Below are 23,990 nucleotides of genomic sequence, written 5' to 3'. Positions count from 1 at the left end.
TTGTCACTCTTCTATTAATCAGGTATAAGCCTCTTCATGTATTCCTTTCACTGCACGTCCGCTAGGTTCGTTCAGATTTCTGAAAGCGATATCCCATGCCAGAGCTTCTGCTGTGGAGCAGGCTACACTCGGAACACTGGGGACGGTGCGTGCTGCACTTTCACTGGGGAAATGCTCTTCGAAAATGCTACGATAGTAGTACTCTTCTTTGTTTTGTGGCGTATTGATGGGGAAACGTTCGGCAGCATGTTCCATTTGCTCATCGCTCACGGCAGCTGCTGTGATCTCTCTCAATGTGTCAATCCATGAATATCCTACACCGTCACTGAACTGCTCTTTCTGTCTCCAAGCCACACTTTCCGGTAACATATCGGCAAAGGCTTCGCGAACAATTCGTTTCTCGATGTTTTTTCCGGGGCACATTTTAGCTTTCGGGTTCAGGTTCATTGCCACGTCGAGAAATTCTTTATCAAGGAAAGGGACGCGTCCTTCTACTCCCCATGCTGACAAACTTTTATTGGCACGGAGGCAATCGTACATGTGCAACTTTGAAAGTTTACGTACTGTTTCTTCGTGAAATGCCTGTGGAGTAGGGGCCTTGTGGAAATACAGATACCCCCCGAAAACTTCATCGGCACCTTCACCGCTCAACACCATTTTGATCCCCATTGATTTAATGACACGCGCCAATAAATACATGGGAGTGGAAGCGCGTACGGTAGTTACATCATACGTCTCGATGAAATAAATAACATCACGCAGGGCGTCCAGCCCCTCCTGAACGGTGTAGTTGATCTCATGATGGACGGTACCGATATATTCGGCTACCTCACGCGCTTTAATCAAATCGGGCGCGCCCTTTAGACCGATGGCGAAAGAGTGGAGTTGAGGCCACCACGCATCGCTTGCACCGTCTGTTTCTATACGTTTTGCCGCATATTTTTTGGCAATGGCAGAGATAACGGAACTATCCAACCCGCCCGAAAGCAACACTCCATACGGTACGTCACTCATTAACTGGCGGTGCACAGCCTCTTCCAATGCCACTTTCACATCCTCGGTTTGTGCATCATTCTCTTTGACGGTTTCATATTCTGTCCAGTCGCGCGAATACCAACGTTTCATTTTTCCCTCTTTACTATAGAAATAATGTCCGGGAAGGAATACTTCATATTCGTCACAAAATCCTTCGAGAGCTTTCAACTCGCTGCCGAAGTAGATTTTTCCCTCTTTATCTTTTCCTATATATAAAGGAATAACCCCTATCGGATCGCGGGCAATCAGAAATTCATCCTTTTCCTCATCATAAAGCACGAAAGCGAAGATACCGCTGATATCTTCCAAAAAATGGATGCCTTTATCTTTGTAAAGGGCAAGAATTACCTCACAGTCACTTCCAGTCTGAAAGTTATATTTTCCCGCATATTTAGCGCGAATATCACGGTGATTGTAAATCTCACCGTTGACGGCGAGCACCTGCTTACGATCGGGAGAGTATAACGGTTGTCCGCCACTCTGCGGGTCGACAATAGAAAGACGTTCGTGTGCCAGGATGGCACTTCCGCCTACATAGATTCCGCTCCAGTCCGGTCCGCGATGACGGATCTTCTGGGCCATTTTCAGTGCTTTATCTCTTAGTTCTTTCGTTTGAACTTTGATGTTGAGTATACCTGCTATTCCACACATAACTTTAATTTTTAGAGGGGGTAATGTAATCTGTTGATTGTTTATTCGCTATTTCTAAGAAGCTGACTAGCTATTCTTAATTCGTTCCATAATTGTTATCGTTTAGTTCCACAACTGTTTCCCTTTAGTTCCATATCTGTTATCCTTTAGTTCCACAGATATGGAACGAATCGGTAATAGCAATCGAGCTTCTTGTTGTACACTGTTGCAAAACTTATTGTATTAGATAAGCATCTATTTCCGCAGCAGCCTTTCGTCCTCCCGCCATGGCGCGTACCACCAGGCTGGCACCAGTCTCGGCATCACCGGCTAGGAATACATTCTTTGCAAATTTCGGTTGCTCCGGTTTCAGGAATCCCATCGCCAATAATACCATATCAGCTTCGATGACTTCCTTCTTCCCTGTTGGTTTCATCGTGGGACGTCCGCCGTCTGCTGCTGGAATCCATTCCACTTCTTCCACTTCTACACCTGTCACTTTCCCATTCTTTCCGAGGAACTGATTGGAAGCCAGGCACCAGCGGCGTGTACAACCTTCTTCATGGCTGGAAGTCGTTTTGAAGACTGCCGGCCATTGTGGCCAAGGAGTAGCCGGATTGTAGCCGACAGGAGGTTTCGGCATGATTTCGATTTGAGTGACACTGGCGGCTCCCTGTCTCACACTGGTTCCGATGCAGTCGGAACCGGTATCTCCGCCACCTATCACAAGTACTTTTTTGCCTTTGGCATTCACCAATTTATCTTTTGGGAAAGTCTGTCCTGCCAGAATCCTGTTCTGCTGTGCCAGCATTTCAAGTGCGAAATGGATGCCTTTCAGTTCACGTCCCGGAATACTCAAATCACGTGCAGTCGGCGTTCCGGTACAGATGCAGTAAGCGTCGAATCCTTCCGGTAAATGATTGACGTCTATTTCTACTCCCATTTCAAACTGTATTCCTTCTGCAGCCAATATCTTCATCCGTCGGTCAATCACATTCTTATCCAGTTTGAAATTAGGAATACCGAACCGTAATAACCCTCCGGGCGCTTCATCCTTATCGAATAAAGTAACGCTATATCCTTTTAAATTCAGCTGATTAGCCACCACCAATCCGGCAGGACCCGCACCAATCACCGCCACTTTCTTTCCGTTTCTTCTCGGTGTCTTTACCTGTATATATCCTTCACGAAAAGCCGCTTCCACGATAGCTGCTTCATTCTCGCGAATAGTCACCGGCTGATCGCAGGAAAGTTTCAACACACACGATTTCTCGCAAAGAGCAGGACAAATACGTCCCGTAAATTCCGGAAAATCACAAGTAGACGACAATACTTCGTATGCCTCCTTCCATTTTCCCCTGTATAATGCATCCTGCCATTCCGGTTGTTTATTTCCTATCGGGCATGCCCAATGACAGAAAGGTACACCGCAATCCATGCAGCGTGACGCCTGCAATTTACGGCTGTTTGTATTCAAAGTCTGTTCTACCTGACTATAGTCAGCGATTCGCTCGTTTACAGGGCGGTATCCCGCCTCTTGTCGAGGTATATTTAGAAATGCTTTAGGATCTCCCATCTTGTTATTTACTATTTGACGATTTACTATTTACTATTTATAGACTATCATGTCATTTGCTATTTGACTATTTACAGACTATACATTCAAATAGTAAATTGTAAATAGTCAAATTGTAAATCTAATAGTCTCTTTGCATGTCTGCAATTTTTTGTTGTAATTTTCTCATCTGTTCCTCCTGCAATACTTTTTTGTATTCGATGGGTACTACTTGGATGAACTGGTCTGCATAATGATTCCAGTTGTCAAGCATGGTACGGGCTAGTTTTGAGCCTGTGTACAGATAATGTTGGCGGATTAGTTCGTGTAGTTCTTTCCGGTAGCTGGCTTCTTCGATGAGTGATAGTTCCACCATTTCCATGTTGCAGAAATAATCGAAGTTACCATCCTTGTTCCATACATAAGCCACACCACCACTCATACCAGCTGCAAAGTTACGTCCGGTTTGCCCGAGGACTACCACACGACCTCCTGTCATGTATTCGCAACAATGGTCGCCCACACCTTCCACTACGGCAACTGCACCGGAGTTACGAACTGCGAAACGTTCTCCTACACGCCCGTTGATATATACTTCACCGCTTGTTGCTCCATAAAGTAAGGTATTACCGGCAATTGTATTCTTTTCGGCTTCGAAGTTGCTACGGATAGGAGGCAATACGGAGATGCGTCCGCCGCTCAATCCTTTACCCAGATAATCGTTTGCTTCACCTTCCAGTTTAAAGTTAACTCCCGGTACGAGGAAAGCCCCGAAAGACTGACCTGCCGAGCCTTTGAACTTCACATTCAGCGTATGTTCCGGCAATCCTTTGGCACCGTATTTCTTGGCAATCACTCCGGATAGCATCGCACCTATTGCACGGTCTGTATTGGCAATCGTATATTCTAAAGAAATCTCTTTCTCATGTTCAATAGCTTCCTGTGCCGCATCAATGAGGGTTACATCCTTTACAGTAGAAACACCGTGATCCTGATCGATGACATGGCGGATAGCCGCGTTGTTATCAATGCGTGCCAGCAATTTGGTGAAGTCGATTAACGCATGTTTCGGATTCGGGTCGTTGACAACGGATTTGCGTTCGATCAAGTCTGTGCGCCCGATAATATCATCCATTCTGGTGAATCCCATTTCGGCCAAATGCTCGCGGACCTCCTGCGCTAGGAATGTGAAGAAATTTACCAAATATTCACTACGCCCATGAAAGCGTTTACGTAATTCCTCATTCTGTGTGGCAACTCCCACCGGACAAGTATTCTGATGGCATTTGCGCATCATTACACATCCTAATACAATCAATGCCGAGGTGGCGAAGCCATATTCTTCAGCACCCATTAGTGCCATTAAGATGATGTCACGTCCGGTTTTCAGTTGTCCGTCGGCTTGCAGAACTACTTGACCACGAAGTCCGTTCAAAACCAATGTTTGTTGTGTCTCGCTCAATCCCAATTCCGGTGAGATGCCCGCATAACGGATAGAAGAAGCCGGAGAAGCACCTGTGCCCCCTTCAGCACCGGAGATGACAATCAGGTCTGCCTTTGCTTTTGCCACCCCGGCGGCAATTGTACCGACACCGCTTTCTGCTACCAGTTTCACACTGATTTTAGCCTGTGGATTTACATTTTTCAGATCGAAGATTAATTGTGCCAAATCCTCAATCGAATAAATATCATGATGAGGTGGGGGAGAAATCAGTGAAATTCCCGGAATGGAATGGCGTGTTTTTGCAATCACATCATTCACTTTAAATCCCGGAAGTTGTCCGCCTTCACCCGGCTTTGCCCCCTGTGCTATCTTAATCTGAATCTCATCCGCATTAACCAGATATTCTGCCGTTACACCGAAACGTCCGGAAGCCACCTGCTTGATTGCACTTCGTAAGGAACTGCCATCGGGTAGCGGTTGGAAACGGGCAGCGTCCTCGCCACCTTCACCGGTATTACTGCGTCCGTGAATTCTATTCATGGCAATAGCCATTGCCTCATGAGCCTCTTTGCTGATAGAACCAAAAGACATGGCTCCCGTGACGAAACGATGCAGAATGTTTTCCACCGGTTCTACCTGATCGATCGAAATCGGATTACGACGGAATCCCAGGAAGTCACGAAGGAAAATAGGCTTCTCTTTTTCGTCTACCAGATGAGTGTATTCTTTAAATTTCTTGTAACTCCCCAGCCGTGTAGCCAATTGCAGCGTACTGATTGTTTCCGGATTCCATGCGTGCTTTTCTCCGTCTTTGCGGAAGGCATACAAACCGTTGTTTTTTAATAATGGAAAGTTGGAAGTAGAAGATGGAGAATTACTCTGTGTTTCTTCATTTCCATTTCTGATTTTTTCAAATCCTTCCTCATGGAAAGCAATGGCATCTCTAGCTATTTCTTCTAGACGAATACCTCCGATGGGCGAACCGAGTCCACCGAAATAGGTCTTACTCAATTCTTCGCTCAAACCGACAGCTTCGAAGATCTTTGCGCCACGATAAGAGCGGATGGTAGAGATTCCCATTTTACTCATGATTTTAAACAAGCCTTTGCAGATGGATTTGATATAATTCTTTTCAGCAGTAGCATAATCCAACTGAATATCCCTGTCTTTAACCAAGCGGTCGAGAACGGCGAATGCCATGTAAGGATTCAGGGCACTTGCTCCGAACCCCAGTAATAACGCAGCGTGCATCACCTCACGTATTTCACCGCTTTCTACAATCAATGCTGTTTGTACACGTTTGCCGACTGAAATCAGGTGGTGATGAACGGCGCTTACCGCCAGCAATGAAGGAATAGCGGCATGGGTAATATCTACGTCACGGTCGGTCAGGACAATGTAGTTTACGCCTTCCGTCACAGATTCTTCCGCCATTTTACAGAGGCTGTTCAGTGCCTCCTGCAATCCGGCTTTCCCTTTCGCTGCTTCAAATAACATGGGCAGTTTGACCGTTTTGAAGCCTTTATAGCGGATATTACAAAGAATATCCAGTTGTGTGTTGCTCAAAATCGGATGATTCAGGCGGACCATTTTGCAATGACTCTCGCTGGGTGTCAGAATATTCATGCCGACTGCCCCGATGTATTCTGTTAATGACATCACCAGTTCTTCGCGGAGCGGGTCGATGGGAGGATTGGTCACTTGTGCAAATTGCTGCCGGAAATAGTTGTAAAGCAATTGCGGCTTATCCGAAAGTACAGCTAACGGAGTATCATTACCCATTGAATGGATCGGTTCTGCTCCGGTGCTTGCCATCGGCATAATCAGTTTTTCGATATCCTCTTTGGAGTAGCCGAAAGTGCGAAGCATACAGTCGTAGTTTTCTACATGATGAGGTACTTTGCGTCCGCTCTTCAGTTCATCCAGTTCGATTCGGTTCGTAGACAACCAGGTGCGGTAAGGTTTGGCTTCAGCCAACTGTTTTTTCAGTTCGCCATCATAATAAATTTCACCTTTTTCCGTATCTACTAGCAAAATCTTACCGGGCTGTAAGCGGCCTTTTTCTTTGATGTCTCCCGGTTCGAAATCCATCACACCGACTTCCGAAGCCACTACCATCATATCGTTTTTAGTAATCAGATAACGGGCAGGGCGCAGACCGTTACGGTCGAGCATACCTCCGGCAAATCGTCCGTCACTGAAGAGAAGTGCAGCCGGTCCGTCCCACGGTTCCATCAGAATAGAATGGTATTCGTAGAATGATTTCAGATCTTCGCTGATGGGATTCTTTTCGTTGAAAGATTCCGGCACGAGCATAGCCATAGCGTGTGGCAGGCTCAACCCCGACATCACCAGGAACTCCAGTACATTATCCAGGGAAGCACTGTCGCTCATGCCCGGTTGTATAATCGGGCGAAGTTCTTTTATGTCACCCAAGGTAGGAGTGGAGAGTACGCTTTCGCGGGCTTCCATCCATCCGCGGTTACCACGGATCGTGTTGATTTCACCGTTGTGTGCCAGAAGGCGGAATGGTTGTGCCAATCCCCATGTAGGGAATGTGTTGGTACTGAAACGGGAGTGCACCAGTGCCAGTCCGCTGGTAAAATAGCTATTCGTCAGGTCCGGATAGTAGTTGCGCAGTTGCAACGACGAAAGCATACCTTTATATATAATGCTTTTTGTAGAAAGCGAAACAATATAAAAATCGTCCTTTGTCGGAATGGATGACAGTCTGACCTTATTCTCGATTCTTTTCCGGATCAGATATAACTTCCGGTCGGCAGTTTCCGTTTCCGTAAATCCGGTGATGAATACTTGCTTGATGTCTGGTTCGTTTGCCAGAGCGGATTCTCCTAGAATTTCAGGGCAGGTGGGCACATTGCGCAGATGCATCAATGTGAGTCCTTCTTTTTCAATTTCTTCAATAATGATACTTAAAATGGCTGCCTGGTCTTTTTCATTTTTCGGCAAAAATAACAATCCTGTGCCGTACCGTCCTTTTTCGGGTACAGGAATACCTTGCAATAAAATAAACTCATGCGGAATTTGCAACATGATACCTGCACCGTCGCCGGTTTTGTTATCCGCACCTTCGGCGCCGCGGTGGCGCATGTTCTCTAATACCTTTAAAGCCGACTCAACAATGTCGTGTGACTTTTCTCCATGAATGTTTACCAGCATACCAACACCGCAGGCATCGTGTTCGTATGCCGCATTGTACAAGCCCATCTGTTTGGGCTGTCGTTGGTAAGGGGATCCTTCTGTTACGTTGTTAAAAAGTTCTTGTTTCTTCATTCTTACTAGCTTTATTGTATGATAACACCTAATTGAAGTGTTAATTTGTTTGGCAAAGTTAGTTGTTTGATTTCAAAATGATAGTAAAATGTAACTTTTCTGTAACTCGAAATTAAAAGGAGAGCCTGTCTTCTTCTAATTTGTAATTAAAAGAAGGGGATTTACTTTTAATTTGTTAGCTCTTTTGAGTTAATAGTGGGTTAATTGTAATTTATTTCTTTTTGAGCTAAAAATAATATATTATTTAACTTTTTGATGTGTTTGCAACTTTTTTATGCGTTTCTGTCAAATAAATATGCCTTTTGTTGTCTTTATGTTATTTGTAATGTGTATATTTGCAGTCGAAATAAAAATATCATAATATGTGTGGAATAGTAGGCTATATTGGTAAACGAAAAGCCTACCCTATCCTTATAAAAGGGCTGAAGCGACTGGAGTATCGTGGATATGATAGCGCGGGGGTAGCAATCATCAGTGATGACCGACAGTTAAATGTGTATAAGACGAAAGGAAAAGTCTCCGATCTTGAAAATTTCGTCACACAAAAAGATATTTCCGGTACAATCGGAATTGCCCATACTCGTTGGGCTACTCACGGGGAACCTTGTTCCGCTAACGCCCACCCTCATTACTCTTCTTCCGAAAAGCTCGCTCTCATTCATAACGGTATTATTGAAAACTACGCCGTTCTCAAAGAAAAACTTCAAGCCAAAGGCTATATTTTTAAAAGTAGTACAGATACCGAAGTCCTTGTTCAATTAATAGAATACATGAAAGTCACTAATCAAGTCAGTTTGCTGACAGCCGTTCAATTGGCGTTGGGAGAAGTGATTGGTGCCTATGCGATTGCGATTCTTGATAAAGAGCATCCCAATGAGATTATTGCTGCCCGTAAGAGTAGCCCGCTGGTAGTGGGGATTGGAGCGGACGAGTTCTTCCTTGCTTCGGATGCCACTCCGATTGTAGAATATACAGATAAGGTGGTTTATCTGGAAGACGGAGAAATAGCTGTTCTCCATCTGGGAAAAGAATTGAAGGTGGTCAACTTGAGTAATGTTGAAATGACACCTGAAATTAAAAGGGTGGAGCTTAATCTCGGCCAGCTGGAAAAAGGGGGATATCCGCATTTTATGTTGAAAGAGATTTTCGAACAGCCCGATTGTATTCATGATTGTATGCGCGGACGTATCAATGTGGAAGCAGACAATGTGGTACTTTCCGCTGTGATCGATCATCGGGAAAAGCTGCTGAATGCCAAGCGGTTTATTATCGTTGCCTGCGGAACTTCTTGGCATGCCGGACTGATTGGTAAGCATTTGATTGAAAGTTTCTGCCGCATACCGGTGGAAGTGGAGTATGCTTCCGAATTCCGTTACCGTGATCCGGTGATTGACGGACAGGATGTAGTGATAGCAATCTCCCAAAGCGGTGAGACTGCGGATACTTTGGCTGCTGTAGAATTGGCAAAAAGCCGCGGAGCATTTATATATGGTATTTGCAATGCTATCGGGTCTTCTATTCCCCGTGCCACTCACACCGGTTCGTATATCCACGTAGGTCCGGAAATCGGAGTCGCTTCCACCAAAGCGTTTACCGGACAGGTCACTGTGTTGGCAATGCTGGCATTGACGCTTGCCAAAGCGAAAGGAACAATTGACGAACGGCATTATCTTTCAATTGTACAGGAATTAAATCATATTCCGGAGAAGATGAAAGAAGTGCTGAAACTGAATGATACCCTGGCAGAATTATCGAAAACTTTCACGTATGCACATAACTTTATTTACCTGGGACGCGGATATAGTTATCCTGTTGCCTTGGAAGGTGCATTGAAATTGAAAGAAATATCTTATATTCACGCCGAAGGTTATCCGGCTGCCGAGATGAAGCACGGACCGATTGCCTTGATTGACGCGGAAATGCCGGTAGTGGTGATTGCGACGCAGAATGGACTGTACGAAAAAGTGCTAAGTAATATTCAGGAGATCAAGGCGAGGAAGGGAAAAGTGATTGCGTTCGTTACGAAGGGAGATACGGTTATCAGCAAGATTGCCGATTGTAGTATCGAACTTCCTGAAACAATAGAATGTCTCGATCCGTTAATTACGACGGTACCTCTCCAGCTTCTTGCTTATCATATTGCGGTATGTAAGGGGATGGATGTAGACCAGCCGAGAAATCTGGCGAAGTCGGTAACGGTGGAGTAATGTGATTTACAATTAGACAATTTACTATTTACGATTGAAGAATCAATGATAGATAGTAAGTTGTTTGATTGACAGTGGTAATTTAAATAGTAAATAGTAAATCGTCAAATCGTAAATAGTATAGATGGAACAATTGAAACATGAATGTGGCGTTGCCATGATACGCTTGCTTAAACCGTTGGAGTATTACGAGAAAAAGTACGGAACATGGATGTACGGTCTTAATAAGCTCTACCTGTTGATGGAGAAACAACATAATCGTGGACAGGAAGGTGCGGGGCTGGCATGTGTGAAACTGGAAGCAAATCCGGGTGAAGAATATATGTTTCGTGAACGTGCTTTAGGCTCCGGAGCTATTACGGAGATTTTTGAAAATGTTCAAAACAATTTTAAGGAGCTCACTCCCGAACAGTTGCATGATGCTGCGTATGCCAAACGACTCCTGCCTTTTGCCGGGGAAGTATATATGGGGCATCTTCGTTACTCCACTACGGGAAAATCCGGAATCTCATACGTGCATCCATTCTTAAGAAGAAATAACTGGCGTGCCAAGAATCTCGCTCTTTGCGGAAACTTCAATATGACGAATGTGGATGAAATATTTGCCCGTATCACTGCCATTGGTCAGCATCCGCGTAAATATGCCGATACATATATCATGTTGGAACAGGTGGGACACCGTCTGGACCGTGAAGTGGAGCGTGTATTCAATCTTGCCGAAGCCGAAGGGCTTACGGGCATGGGCATCACGCATTATATAGAAGAACATATTGATTTGGCAAACGTACTGCGTACTTCCAGTCGCGAATGGGATGGGGGGTATGTTATTTGCGGATTGACCGGAAGCGGTGAATCTTTCGCTATCCGTGACCCGTGGGGCATCCGGCCTGCATTTTGGTATCAGGATGACGAGATAGCTGTTCTTGCTTCCGAACGTCCGGTTATCCAGACAGCTTTGAATGTTCCGTTTGAGGAAATCAAGGAACTGCAACCGGGGCAGGCATTGCTGATTAGCAAAGAGGGTAAGATACGTACTTCGCAAATCAATAAGCCGCGTGAAAATCAGGCTTGTTCTTTCGAACGTATCTATTTCTCCCGTGGCAGTGATGTTGATATTTATAAAGAAAGAAAACGGCTGGGCGAAAAGTTGGTTCCGAGAATATTGAAAGCAATCAATAATGACATCGATCATACGGTCTTCTCTTTTATTCCTAACACTGCGGAGGTTGCTTTCTACGGAATGTTGCAGGGACTGGATGATTACTTGAATGAGGAGAAAGTGCAGCAGATCGCTGCATTGGGGCATAACCCGAATATGGAGGAGTTAGAAGTTATTCTTTCCCGTCGTATTCGTAGCGAAAAGGTGGCAATCAAGGATATTAAGCTCCGTACGTTCATCGCCGAAGGAAACAGCCGTAATGATTTGGCTGCCCATGTGTATGATATTACATACGGAAGTCTTGTACCCGGTGTCGATAATTTGGTGATTATCGATGACAGCATTGTGCGTGGCACTACGCTGAAACAAAGTATTATCGGTATTCTCGACCGTCTCGGTCCGAAGAAGATTGTCATCGTATCTTCTTCTCCGCAGGTGCGTTATCCTGACTATTACGGTATTGATATGGCAAAGATGAGCGAGTTTATCGCCTTCAGGGCTGCTGTAGAACTTTTAAAGGAACGGGATATGAAAGATGTGATTGCGGCCGCCTACCGTAAATCGAAAGAGCAGGTAGGACTGCCGAAAGAGCAGATGGTAAACTATGTGAAAGACATTTATGCTCCGTTCACTGATGAGGAAATCTCTGCCAAAATGGTAGAACTGCTGACACCCAAGGGAACCAAGGCGAAAGTGGAAATCGTCTATCAACCGTTGGAGGGATTGCACGAGGCTTGTCCGCATCATAAAGGCGACTGGTATTTTAGCGGTAACTACCCTACACCGGGTGGTGTGAAAATGGTGAACCGGGCGTTCATCGACTATATAGAACAAATGTATCAATTCTAACAACCATACAACGATTCAATAATAAGAATGAGAAATGTGACATTAATCCTTGACGACGGGAGCCGGTTTTCCGGTAAGTCGTTTGGCTACGAGAAGCCGGTGGCGGGCGAAGTAGTGTTTAATACTGCCATGACCGGATATCCGGAGAGCCTCACTGACCCTTCATACGCCGGACAGTTGATGACGCTTACCTATCCTTTGGTAGGTAACTACGGTGTTCCTCCTTTTACTATCGAGCCGAATGGACTTGCCACTTTCATGGAAAGTGAGAAGATCCACGCGGAAGCGATTATCGTAAGTGACTATTCTTATGAATACAGCCATTGGAATGCTGTGGAGAGCCTCGGTGATTGGTTGAAACGCGAAAAGGTTCCTGGTATCACGGGCATTGACACACGCGAGTTGACGAAAGTTCTTCGTGAACATGGAGTAATGATGGGGAAAATCGTTTTCGATGAAGTTGAGAATGAAGAATTGAACATGGAAGATTATGAAAGTATTAATTATGTAGACAGAGTAAGCTGCAAAGAAATAACCTCTTATCTTCCCGACGGAACCTCCCATTCTTTCCCATTAACGACTCCTATTGAGCAACTCAACTCTCAACTTTCAAGTTTTAACTCACAACTTAAGAAAGTGGTTTTGGTAGATTGCGGTGTGAAGACTAATATCATTCGTTGTCTGCTGAAACGTAATGTTGAGGTGATTCGTGTTCCTTGGGATTATGATTATAACGGACTCGAATTTGACGGACTGTTTATTTCTAACGGACCGGGTGACCCGGATACTTGTGATGCCGCGGTGCAGAATATCCGTAAGGCAATGTCAAACGAGAAACTGCCTATCTTCGGAATCTGCATGGGTAACCAACTGCTTTCAAAAGCGGGAGGAGCCAAGATTTATAAATTGAAATACGGTCACCGTAGCCATAACCAACCGGTGCGTATGGTAGGCACTGAACGTTGCTTCATCACTTCGCAAAATCACGGTTATGCCGTAGACAATAAAACGTTGAGTGCAGATTGGGAACCGTTATTTATTAATATGAATGATGGCTCTAACGAAGGAATCAAGCATAAAAGAAACCCTTGGTTTTCTGCACAATTCCATCCGGAAGCAGCGAGTGGACCTACGGATACGGAATTCCTGTTCGACGAATTTGTAAAACTATTATAACCCATATTCATCACGGATTATAAAAAATCTGTGTTAATCTGTGTAATCTGTGGTGAACCAGAAAGTAGAATCAATGAAAGAAAATATAAAGAAAGTATTGCTGTTGGGTTCCGGTGCCCTGAAGATCGGTGAGGCCGGTGAGTTTGACTATTCCGGTTCGCAGGCACTCAAAGCCTTGAAAGAAGAAGGCATTGAAACGATTCTTATCAATCCTAATATTGCTACGGTACAAACGTCCGAAGGAGTGGCGGATCAAATCTACTTCCTCCCGGTGACTCCGTATTTCGTAGAGAAAGTGATTCAGAAAGAAAAACCGGAAGGCATTATGCTGGCGTTCGGTGGTCAGACAGCCTTGAACTGTGGAGTGGCATTGTATAAGGAAGGTATTCTTGAAAAATATAATGTAAAAGTACTTGGTACTCCGGTACAGGCCATTATGGATACCGAGGATCGTGAACTTTTCGTTCAGAAATTGAATGAAATCAATGTAAAGACCATTAAGAGTGAAGCCGTAGAAAATGTGGAAGCTGCGCGTCGCGCAGCAAAAGAACTGGGTTATCCGGTAATTGTTCGTGCTGCTTACGCTTTGGGTGGTTTGGGCTCCGGTTTCTGTGATAACGAAGAGCAACTGGATATTCTTGTAGAAAAAGCGTTCTCTTTCTCTCCGCAGGTATTGGTGGAGAAATCACTTCGTGGTTGGAAAGAAGTGGAATATGAAGTGGTACGTGACCGTTTCGACAACTGTATCACCGTTTGTAATATGGAAAACTTCGACCCTCTGGGTATTCATACCGGTGAATCTATCGTTATTGCTCCGTCACAAACGCTTACGAACAAAGAATATCATAAACTCCGGGAACTGGCAATACGTATCATCCGCCACATCGGTATTGTGGGCGAATGTAATGTACAATATGCCTTCGACCCCGAATCCGAAGATTATCGGGTGATTGAAGTAAATGCCCGTCTTTCCCGCTCATCGGCTTTGGCATCTAAGGCAACGGGTTATCCGCTGGCTTTCGTTGCGGCCAAATTGGGACTGGGTTACGGACTCTTCGACCTGAAGAACTCTGTAACAAAGACTACTTCTGCTTTCTTCGAACCGGCACTGGATTATGTTGTATGTAAGATTCCACGTTGGGATTTGGGTAAATTCCACGGTGTAGATAAAGAATTGGGATCTTCTATGAAATCTGTCGGTGAGGTGATGGCTATCGGACGCACGTTTGAAGAAGCGATTCAGAAAGGGCTCCGCATGATAGGACAGGGGATGCATGGTTTTGTAGAAAACAAGGAGCTGGTTATTCAGGATATTGACAAGGCTTTGCGCGACCCGACTGATAAACGTATTTTTGTTATCTCGAAGGCTTTTCGTGCCGGCTATACCATCGATCAGGTACACGAACTGACTAAGATTGATAAATGGTTCCTTCAGAAATTGATGAATATCATGCAGACTTCCGAAGAACTGCATAGCTGGGGAAATAATCACAAACAGATTGCCGATCTGCCAAACGAACTGCTTCGTAAAGCCAAGGTTCAAGGTTTCTCTGATTTCCAGGTTGCCCGTGCCATCGGCTACGAAGGTGATATGGAGGATGGTATTCTTTATGTCCGCAAACATCGTAAAGAGGCGGGTATTCTTCCGGTAGTGAAGCAGATCGATACTTTGGCTGCCGAATATCCGGCACAAACCAATTATCTGTATCTTACTTATAGCGGCGTGGCAAATGATGTTCATTATTTGGGCGATCATAAATCCATTGTCGTATTAGGGTCTGGTGCTTATCGTATCGGTTCTTCCGTAGAATTTGACTGGTGCGGTGTGCAGGCTTTGAATACTATTCGTAAAGAAGGATGGCGCAGCGTGATGATTAACTATAATCCTGAAACCGTATCTACGGACTACGATATGTGCGATCGCTTGTACTTCGACGAATTGACTTTTGAACGTGTGATGGATATTCTGGAGCTTGAGAATCCGCATGGGGTAATTGTATCTACCGGCGGTCAGATTCCAAATAATCTTGCTTTGCGTCTGGATGCACAGCATATCAATATCCTTGGCACAAGTGCCAAGAGCATTGACAACGCTGAAGATCGTGAGAAATTCTCTGCCATGCTCGACCGTATCGGTGTAGATCAGCCCCGTTGGCGTGAATTAACATCTATGGATGACATTCAGGAGTTTGTTGAAGAAGTAGGTTTTCCTGTACTTGTCCGTCCTTCTTATGTACTTTCGGGAGCTGCAATGAATGTTTGTTCCAATCAGGAAGAACTGGAACGTTTCCTGAAACTGGCAGCCAATGTCTCGAAAAAACATCCGGTAGTAGTAAGTCAGTTTATTGAACATGCCAAGGAAGTAGAAATGGATGCTGTGGCGCAGAATGGCGAAATTGTGGCATACGCTATTAGTGAGCATATCGAATTTGCAGGAGTACACTCCGGTGACGCGACTATTCAGTTCCCGCCACAGAAGCTATATGTAGAAACTGTTCGCCGTATCAAGCGTATCAGCCGTGAGATTGCCAAGGCTTTGAATATCTCCGGTCCGTTTAATATTCAGTATCTGGCAAAAGACAACGATATCAAGGTGATTGAATGTAACTTGCGTGCCAGTCGTTCTTTCCCATTTGTCAGCAAGGTACTGAAGATTAATTTTATCGAACTGGCAACTAAGGTTATGCTCGGCCTGCCTGTCGAAAAACCGGAAAAGAATCTTTTCGAACTGGACTATGTGGGAATCAAGGCTTCACAGTTCTCCTTCAACCGTTTGCAGAAAGCGGATCCGGTGTTGGGGGTAGATATGGCTTCCACTGGTGAAGTAGGTTGTATTGGTATGGATACTTCTTGTGCCGTATTGAAAGCAATGCTTTCTGTAGGCTATCGTATTCCGAAGAAGAATATCTTGCTTTCCACGGGTACCATGAAGCAAAAAGCGGATATGATGGATGCAGCCCGTATGTTGGTGAATAAGGGATATAAACTCTTTGCAACGGGCGGTACACATAAAGCGCTTGCCGAGAGCGGTATTGAGAATACTCATGTTTATTGGCCGAGTGAAGAGGGACATCCGCAGGCGTTGGAGATGCTTCATAGTAAGGAAATAGATATGGTAGTTAATATACCGAAGAACTTGACTTCCGGAGAATTAAGTAATGGGTATAAAATCCGTCGTGCTGCCATCGATTTAAATATTCCGTTGATTACGAACGCTCGTCTGGCTAGTGCATTTATCAATGCATTCTGTACGATGACTGTGGATGATATAGCTATCAAGAGTTGGGCAGAATATAAATAAAATGATTATATTCTATTGAAATGAAAAGACAAAGGTCGTTCTTATTATTCGAGAGCGGCCTTTGTTTATTATTGTAGAAATACAATTTTTCGATTATTCAGTTGGAAAATTAAATACTCTTGGTCTTTATTTGCTGTTTTGGACATTTTAATGTAACTTGCGCGCTTATTTAAAATAGTATTTTTTTTACAGGAGGATAATAGGTATGGATAATCATGTTGTAATAATGGCTGGTGGCATAGGGAGCCGTTTCTGGCCGATGAGCACTCCGGAATGTCCTAAACAATTTATTGATGTAATGGGATGTGGCCGATCACTGATTCAATTGACGGCAGACCGGTTTGATGGTGTTTGCCCCAGAGAAAATATGTGGGTGGTAACTTCTGAAAAATACATTGATATTGTTCGGGAGCAGTTGCCGGAAATTCCGGAAAGTAATATTTTAGCGGAACCCTGTGCACGAAATACGGCACCTTGTATCGCGTTTGCTTGCTGGAAAATCAAAAAGAAGCATCCCTATGCTAACATTGTAGTAACTCCTTCGGATGCATTAGTCATCGATACGAGCGAGTTCCGTAGAGTGATGGAGAAAGCACTTCGTTTTACGGATGATAGCAGTGCTATTGTCACAATAGGTATTCGGCCAACTCGTCCGGAGACAGGCTACGGATATATTGCTGCTGCCAACCAACTTCAAACAGATAAAGAAATTTATACAGTAGACGCATTCAAGGAAAAACCCGATAAAGAGACAGCAGAAAAGTATTTGGCGGAAGGTAATTTCTTCTGGAATGCGGGAATCTTTGTGTGGAACGTGCGTACTATCACTTCCGTGATGCGTGTATATGCTCCGGGTATCGCACAGATTTTTGACCGTATTTTCCCGGATTTCTATACGGAAAAAGAAAATGAAACAATCAAAAAGTTATTCCCGACTTGCGAAAGTATTTCTATCGACTATGCGGTGATGGAAAAAGCGGAGGCAATTTACGTGTTACCGGCTTCTTTCGGCTGGTCGGATTTAGGCACATGGGGAGCACTTCGCGGTCTTTTACCACAAGATAAATCGGGAAATGCTACGGTAGGAACCGATATACGTTTGTATGACAGTAAGAATTGTATTGTGCATGCCAGCGAAGAAAAACGAGTTGTTGTTCAAGGACTGGATGGATATATCATCGCAGAGAAAGATAATACATTACTGATTTGTAAACTGGAAGAGGAACAACGGATTAAAGAGTTCTCGAAATAATGATTATCTCGTTTGCTGATATTCGTATGGTATCATTCCTGTCATTCAGCTGATATTCAATTGAAAGCCGGAGTTAAGCACTCCGGCATTATTTTTATAATTGCACTTCGATATTTAATTTTCCACCAAGTCCACGTTCTACAATATCAAATAATGTTTTAAGAGTAATATTTTCTCCATCGTTTTCGACTTTTGATATGAATGTACGTTTCTTGTCAATGCGACTTGCAAGCTCTGCTTGTGTCATATCTAATTTTTCTCTGGCACTTCGTATCTTAAAGCCAATGCGCAAAGCCTCAAGTTCTCGCTCAAGCCTGTCTCGTTCCGGTGCTCCAACTTCACCGTAATACTCATTTTTGATTTGGTCTAATGTCTTTGTATTCATTCTAAAATCTCCTTTTCTTTTTCTTTATAATAGTCGGTCATAAGCCGTTCTGCTCTTTTTATTTCTTCTGGTGGTGTTTTTTGTGTCTTTTTCTGAAAGCCACTTAACAAAACAACCAATTTATTACCGTCAAAGAAACAAAAAATGCGGAAGATATTATTGCCTAGTTGCACGCGAACCTCAAATAGTCCATTAGTACCTTCTATGTATTTTAGATATGTCGTTGGGATTCGGTCTATTTGCTCAATAATATCTAGCACTCTGATGATTTTATCGCGAACCTTCTGTGGTTGTTTCTTGAAGAAATCATCAAAATATTCTTTATATGTTATGACTTCTCTTACTTTCATTTTACAAAGGTAACTTATAAATTACATAAAAGCAATTTTAGACTACTTTTTCTTTAATTTTTCTCATCATTTTATCCATTATCTCTTCAGAACATTTTGCCAACTCATAGAAAGTGACTGACTGTATTCAGAGTTCTCGAAATAATGATTATTTCGTTTGCTGATATTCGTGTGGTGTCGTTCCTGTCATTCGTTTGAAGAACTTCGAGAAAAAAGAAGGATTAGGGAAGTTTAATTCATCAGAAACTTGATAAACGAGCAGATTGCTATGTTTTAGCAATACTTTTGCTTCTAGTATAATGGACTGGTTTATCCAGTCCATTACTGTTTGTTGACTGGCCTGTCGGATGACAGTATTCAGATAACGTGGAGTGTGACATAGCTTATGTCGGACAATTTTAAGATTGTCTAATAATTATATAAGATAGATATTAATTTGATAATATATCTATTTCTTCTCGATTAGTTTGAATCTTATTCTTAATGTTTGCCTTTCTTCGTCATAGTCATAGCTAATGATTTTGAAAGTTCCCATTTCAGAAGTATTTGATACATGCAATCCGATACAGGCACAGGCGTCATAATCTTCAATGCGGACAATGCGAAGGGTAGGACTTACGTCAGCAGGTAGTTTGCTTAAATCTACGATGTCTTTGGCCTGTTCATGTGTCATATACTCAACAGTCACAGGTAGGTTTTGACTGATTGCTTCATTTACTGTCTCTTCAATGGACTGGATTTGTTCCGCTGTCGGACATGAAGAAAGTATATAGTCGCATTTGCTCTTTTTTCTTTCGATGTGGGCATTGCGAGAACGTGGACAGCCAAAGGTTTTCACCATGGTTGCATTGAGTAAATGCTCTGCTGTATGCATAGGAGCAATTAATGTGTCTTGAAATTTGGGTGCAGCTTGGTTTATTTCCATAATAGACAAGTTTTTATTGCTTTTAGACATAAGAACAAAAGAACATATTTTTTCTTATGCGTTGTTTTTATGTTTATATTCTCTGAATTTCCTTTTTATTTCGATACGTTCACCACCAAAATCTATTAATAATGTGTCTCTACGTATGGATAGGAGGATACTTGTATTTATTATGATCATTGAGTTGAATTTATTGTTTCATGATTGCTTCCAATATAAATCTTTTCTCCTAAGAAATGAGGTTGCTTATCTATACCTAAATCTATAAACATTTTCACTCTTGCGAACAATTCGCGGATATTAGTTTTCAGTCCGGCATAAGCATTTACATTCTGGGCATTATAGCCGATAGCGTCTATTCCATTTTTCTCGGCAAGGTAGATGGCTCGTTCGTTATGGAAACGCTGGGAAATGATAGTCAGTTGATTCTGTCCAAACACTTCTTTGGCACGTACAACAGAGTCGAGAGTCCGGAATCCGGCATAATCTAAATAAATGAATTTTGCAGGAACGCCTTTTTGTATGAGTGCCTTTTTCATTTCTTCCGGTTCATTGTAATCCTTTTTACGGTTATCGCCGCTAATAAGGATATATTTAATTTTCCCTGCTTTATATAGCTCTACTGCTGCAAGAATACGATAATCGAAATATAAGTTATTGTTTCCATTTTTCAATTTGGGAGAAGTCCCAAGGAGTAATCCTACCTTGTTGGAGGGGATAATACCCACTTCCGTATATAATTTGGAGACTGTATGCTTCTTGATCGTTCTGTTGCATACAATAATACTGATAACACACAGAATGGCTATTATTAGAGTGGCATAAAGTAGTTTGCGTTTCATGTTTCGGATAATAATTGTGACTCTACAAAAATACCATTCTTTTTTAGGAAATCAAATATATAGGCATAAAAAAAGGAGCAACGCCTTGCTCCAACCTTTGTTAACCTTAAATCTAATACTATGAAAAACACATTGCAAAGATACGGACTTCTGCTAAATTAGCAAATAATCCAAGAAAAATAGCATGTTATATAACATAGATTAAGAAAAGCTTCTTTCGCCTTAACGGTTATTTGATATTTTGGGCGTCTATGTATGGAGTTTTTGTTATCTTTGCGCAAAATATCATATTACTAATACTTAATATAAACATGGATAAAAGAAGATTGAGCCAATGGATGTTATTGGCTGTTGTTTGCTTGAGTTTCTCAATAGGAGAAAGCTATGCACAGAAAAATGATTTTGGAAATTTAGCTCGTTATTCAAAACAAAATGCTGCACTTCCACAAGCAACGAAGAAAGACAAACGAGTTGTGTTTATGGGAAATTCCATTACAGAAGGCTGGGTACGTACTCATCCGGACTTTTTCAAATCAAACGGTTACATCGGTCGTGGAATCGGTGGGCAGACTTCCTATCAATTCTTGTTACGTTTTCGGGAAGACGTGATTAATCTTTCTCCTGCTTTAGTGGTGATTAATGCCGGAACCAATGATGTTGCCGAAAACACACAAGCTTATAATGAAGATTATACATTTGGAAACATCGTTTCTATGGTAGAATTGGCAAAAGCAAATAAGATAAAAGTAATTCTGACTTCCGTATTGCCTGCCGCTGCGTTTAAATGGAGAATGGAAATAAAAGATGCTCCACAGAAAATAAAATCTTTAAATGACCGGATAGAGGCTTATGCAAAGGCTAATAAGATTCCGTTTGTTAATTATTATAAGGCAATGGTGGATGAAAATCAGGCCTTGAATTCCCAATATACTAAAGATGGAGTACATCCGACAAGTGATGGGTATGATATAATGGAGCCGTTGATTAAAGCCGCTATTGAGAAAGCACTCTAAGGTTTATTGATGTAAATTTTGAAATATAAATGCTGTCTGATAATCAAGTTGGGCAGCATTTATTGTGAATGTCCCTTCTAGTGAAGGGAGTTGTTGAAAAGGTTTTAGATGACGTATAGGTATAAAAAAAGGAGCAACGCCTTGCTCCAACCTTTGTTAACCTTAAATCTAATACTATGAAAAACACAGTGCAAAGATACAGAGTTTTGGCAACTTTGCAAATTATCAACTATTAATTGGCGTTTTTATAACACTAATTAATAGATTAGATCCTGTGTTACAGGTTTGTTAAGAGTTCTAACCCTTAGCAATCGTAAGAATCCTTGCAAAATAACCTTATATTATTGGGCGCAGATTGCGCGGATTACGCGGTTGCTTTATGACAGTCATCATTCGAGGAACCATGTAATCCGTGCATATAAGCTAATTATGGTGACATACATTGTGTAATATATGAAAAGTGGGAGTTTTTATCCCCATTTCTCTTTCATCAAGTCTTCCAGTTTCAACAATTCGTCACGATATTGTGCAGCTTCAATAAATTCGAGTTTCTTGGCTGCTTCCTGCATCTGTTTGCGAGTACGTTCGATACTCTTTTCCATTTGCGCTTTACTCATATACTGCACTACCGGATCTGCTGCAATGTTCGGAGTAGAAGGTTCTACATAAGCATGTCTTTCTTTCAGCAATTCATCCGTCTCTTTGGCATTGCCGAATACTGACAAGTTTCTGGCCTTCTTAATCTGCTGCGGAGTAATCCCGTTTGCTTCATTGTATGCCAACTGTTTTTCCCGGCGGCGATTGGTTTCGTCAATCGTCAGTTTCATGCTATCCGTCATTCTGTCTGCATACATGATTACCTTGCCGTTTACATTACGGGCAGCACGTCCTGCGGTTTGCGTCAGTGAACGGTGGGAGCGGAGGAATCCTTCTTTGTCAGCATCAAGAATAGCAACGAGCGACACTTCCGGAAGATCGAGTCCTTCACGAAGCAGGTTGACTCCGATAAGCACATCATAGATTCCTTGCCGGAGATCATCCATAATCTTCACACGTTCCAATGTATCGACATCACTATGGATATAGTTACATCTTACATTATTATTAAGAAGATACTCTGCCAGTTCTTCTGCCATTCGTTTGGTTAGTGTGGTGACGAGTACGCGTTCTTCCTTTTCAATGCGGAGCTGGATTTCTTCCATTAAGTCGTCAATCTGATTAAGGCTCGGGCGCACTTCGATGACAGGATCAAGCAGTCCCGTTGGACGAATCACCTGCTCTACGACGATACCTTCAGACTGAATCAATTCATAATCTGCCGGTGTGGCACTGACGTAAATTACCTGTTTCGCCATTTCCTGAAACTCTTCGAATTTCAACGGACGGTTGTCCATAGCCGCAGGCAATCGGAAACCATATTCCACCAGATTGATTTTACGTGCACGGTCTCCTCCGTACATCGCACGGATTTGAGGTACACTTACGTGGCTTTCGTCAATGACAATCAGAAAATCGTCTGGAAAGAAATCGAGCAGACAATAAGGACGAGTGCCGGCAGCACGACCGTCGAAATAACGGGAATAATTCTCAATTCCGGAGCAATGCCCTAACTCCCGTATCATTTCCATATCGTAAGTCACCCGTTCATATAGTCGTTTGGCTTCATATTCTTTACCGATAGACTCGAAGAATGCCACTTGTTTGGTCAGGTCATCTTCTATTTCGTGGATAGCACGGAGAGTAGCCTCTTTGGTCGTCATAAACAAATTGGCAGGATAAATCTTATAGGCGTCGAATGGGGCAATGGTGACTCCTGTGATCGGGTCTACCTCTTCTATACCATCAATCTCATCCCCCCAGAAGGTGACACGGAGCAGATTGTCGGTATAAGCCAGATAGATATCCACAGTATCACCTTTAACGCGGAAATTTCCACGGTTCAAGTCAATATCATTGCGGACATACAAGCTGTCTACCAGACGACGTAAAAAGACATTACGGTCCATCATCCGCCCCCGTTCAATTTCAATGACATTTTTGTAGAAGTCCGAAGGATTTCCCATACCGTAGATACAAGATACGGAAGAAACCACTACCACGTCTTTTCGTCCGGAGAGTAGGGCAGAAGTGGCCGCGAGTCGAAGCTTGTCGATTTCGTCATTGATGGCAAGATCTTTCTCTATATAAGTATCACTGCTCGGGAGATAGGCTTCCGGCTGATAATAGTCATAATAAGAAACGTAATATTCTACCGCGTTATTGGGGAAGAAACCTTTAAACTCACTATAGAGCTGGGCAGCCAATGTCTTGTTATGGCTCAAAATCAACGTAGGTTTATTGATATTGGCGATCACATTGGCAATGGTAAATGTTTTTCCCGATCCGGTCACTCCCAGTAAAGTCTGTGCGGGAACTCCCTGAAGTACCCCTTCAGTCAGTTGTGCTATCGCTTCCGGCTGATCCCCGGTAGGTTTGTAAGCTGATGTTAGTTCATAATTCATAGTTAAATCCTAAAAAGTGGAGCAATATTCGGTAAAATAATCGAGATAACAAATCATTTTTCCAAATAAATC

General features: G+C 43.0%; 14 protein-coding genes and 1 pseudogene. 6 read left to right on the top strand and 9 right to left on the bottom strand.

Annotation, left to right across the window (positions count from 1 at the left end):
• Positions 1-18: 18 nt before the first annotated feature.
• The 3 genes from asnB to gltB all read right to left on the bottom strand — a co-directional run bounded on the left by asnB (position 19) and on the right by gltB (position 7,958).
• Complete coding sequence (gene asnB / locus A4V03_RS10435) at positions 19-1,686, bottom strand: asparagine synthase B (protein ID WP_065538852.1); 1,668 nt, start codon at positions 1,684-1,686, stop codon at positions 19-21.
• A gap of 214 nt (positions 1,687-1,900) precedes the next feature.
• Positions 1,901-3,241 carry a glutamate synthase subunit beta gene (locus tag A4V03_RS10430; RefSeq protein ID WP_065538851.1) on the bottom strand — a complete coding sequence of 447 codons (1,341 nt, stop codon included), beginning with the start codon at positions 3,239-3,241 and terminating at the stop codon, positions 1,901-1,903.
• Positions 3,242-3,362: 121 nt separating this feature from the next.
• Positions 3,363-7,958 carry a glutamate synthase large subunit gene (gene gltB / locus A4V03_RS10425; RefSeq protein ID WP_065538850.1) on the bottom strand — a complete coding sequence of 1,532 codons (4,596 nt, stop codon included), beginning with the start codon at positions 7,956-7,958 and terminating at the stop codon, positions 3,363-3,365.
• Positions 7,959-8,320: 362 nt separating this feature from the next.
• Between gltB and glmS the strand changes: the two genes are divergently transcribed.
• From glmS to A4V03_RS10400, 5 genes are all read left to right on the top strand, one after another.
• Positions 8,321-10,165: a glutamine--fructose-6-phosphate transaminase (isomerizing) gene (glmS, locus tag A4V03_RS10420; RefSeq protein WP_065538849.1), complete on the top strand. Its 1,845-nt coding sequence runs from the start codon at positions 8,321-8,323 to the stop codon at positions 10,163-10,165.
• Positions 10,166-10,289: 124 nt separating this feature from the next.
• The gene (locus A4V03_RS10415; protein WP_065538848.1) at positions 10,290-12,173 is read left to right on the top strand and encodes an amidophosphoribosyltransferase; all 1,884 of its coding nucleotides are present in this window, start codon (positions 10,290-10,292) and stop codon (positions 12,171-12,173) included.
• Between the two features lie 27 nt (positions 12,174-12,200).
• Positions 12,201-13,349: a glutamine-hydrolyzing carbamoyl-phosphate synthase small subunit gene (gene carA, locus A4V03_RS10410; RefSeq protein WP_065538847.1), complete on the top strand. Its 1,149-nt coding sequence runs from the start codon at positions 12,201-12,203 to the stop codon at positions 13,347-13,349.
• 73 nt (positions 13,350-13,422) lie between these two features.
• Entirely contained in the window at positions 13,423-16,650 is a 3,228-nt protein-coding gene (gene carB / locus A4V03_RS10405) for a carbamoyl-phosphate synthase (glutamine-hydrolyzing) large subunit (protein WP_065538846.1), read from the top strand.
• A 205-nt stretch (positions 16,651-16,855) separates the two neighbouring features.
• Complete coding sequence (locus A4V03_RS10400) at positions 16,856-17,902, top strand: mannose-1-phosphate guanylyltransferase (RefSeq protein ID WP_065538845.1); 1,047 nt, start codon at positions 16,856-16,858, stop codon at positions 17,900-17,902.
• Positions 17,903-17,996: 94 nt separating this feature from the next.
• Here the strand turns inward: A4V03_RS10400 and A4V03_RS10395 are convergent, their stop codons facing one another.
• From A4V03_RS10395 to A4V03_RS10370, 5 genes and pseudogenes are all read right to left on the bottom strand, one after another.
• A complete protein-coding gene (locus A4V03_RS10395) occupies positions 17,997-18,287 on the bottom strand; it encodes a helix-turn-helix transcriptional regulator (RefSeq protein WP_007752287.1) in 291 nt (96 codons plus the stop codon).
• Positions 18,284-18,637, bottom strand: coding sequence for a type II toxin-antitoxin system RelE/ParE family toxin (locus A4V03_RS10390; RefSeq protein WP_065538844.1), 354 nt, complete (start codon positions 18,635-18,637; stop codon positions 18,284-18,286). The genes A4V03_RS10395 and A4V03_RS10390 overlap by 4 nt, the downstream gene beginning before the upstream one ends.
• Positions 18,638-18,785: 148 nt before the next feature.
• Positions 18,786-19,025: pseudogene (locus A4V03_RS10385) on the bottom strand (helix-turn-helix domain-containing protein); the annotation flags it as partial.
• A gap of 60 nt (positions 19,026-19,085) precedes the next feature.
• A complete protein-coding gene (locus A4V03_RS10380) occupies positions 19,086-19,562 on the bottom strand; it encodes an alanyl-tRNA editing protein (RefSeq protein WP_065540371.1) in 477 nt (158 codons plus the stop codon).
• Positions 19,563-19,738: 176 nt separating this feature from the next.
• A complete protein-coding gene (locus A4V03_RS10370; RefSeq protein WP_065538843.1) occupies positions 19,739-20,404 on the bottom strand; it encodes a SanA/YdcF family protein in 666 nt (221 codons plus the stop codon).
• Positions 20,405-20,715: 311 nt separating this feature from the next.
• Between A4V03_RS10370 and A4V03_RS10365 the strand changes: the two genes are divergently transcribed.
• Complete coding sequence (locus A4V03_RS10365; protein WP_065538842.1) at positions 20,716-21,417, top strand: SGNH/GDSL hydrolase family protein; 702 nt, start codon at positions 20,716-20,718, stop codon at positions 21,415-21,417.
• Between the two features lie 470 nt (positions 21,418-21,887).
• On the opposite strand, the gene uvrB is transcribed toward A4V03_RS10365, so the two are convergent.
• Positions 21,888-23,918 (bottom strand): excinuclease ABC subunit UvrB, encoded by a 2,031-nt coding sequence (uvrB, locus tag A4V03_RS10360; RefSeq protein ID WP_065538841.1) that lies wholly within the window; start codon positions 23,916-23,918, stop codon positions 21,888-21,890.
• Between the last annotated feature and the right edge of the window lie 72 nt (positions 23,919-23,990).

This window comes from Bacteroides caecimuris, assembly GCF_001688725.2.
GTDB lineage: Bacteria > Bacteroidota > Bacteroidia > Bacteroidales > Bacteroidaceae > Bacteroides > Bacteroides caecimuris.
This window is presented reverse-complemented; position numbering and strand designations above follow the sequence as displayed.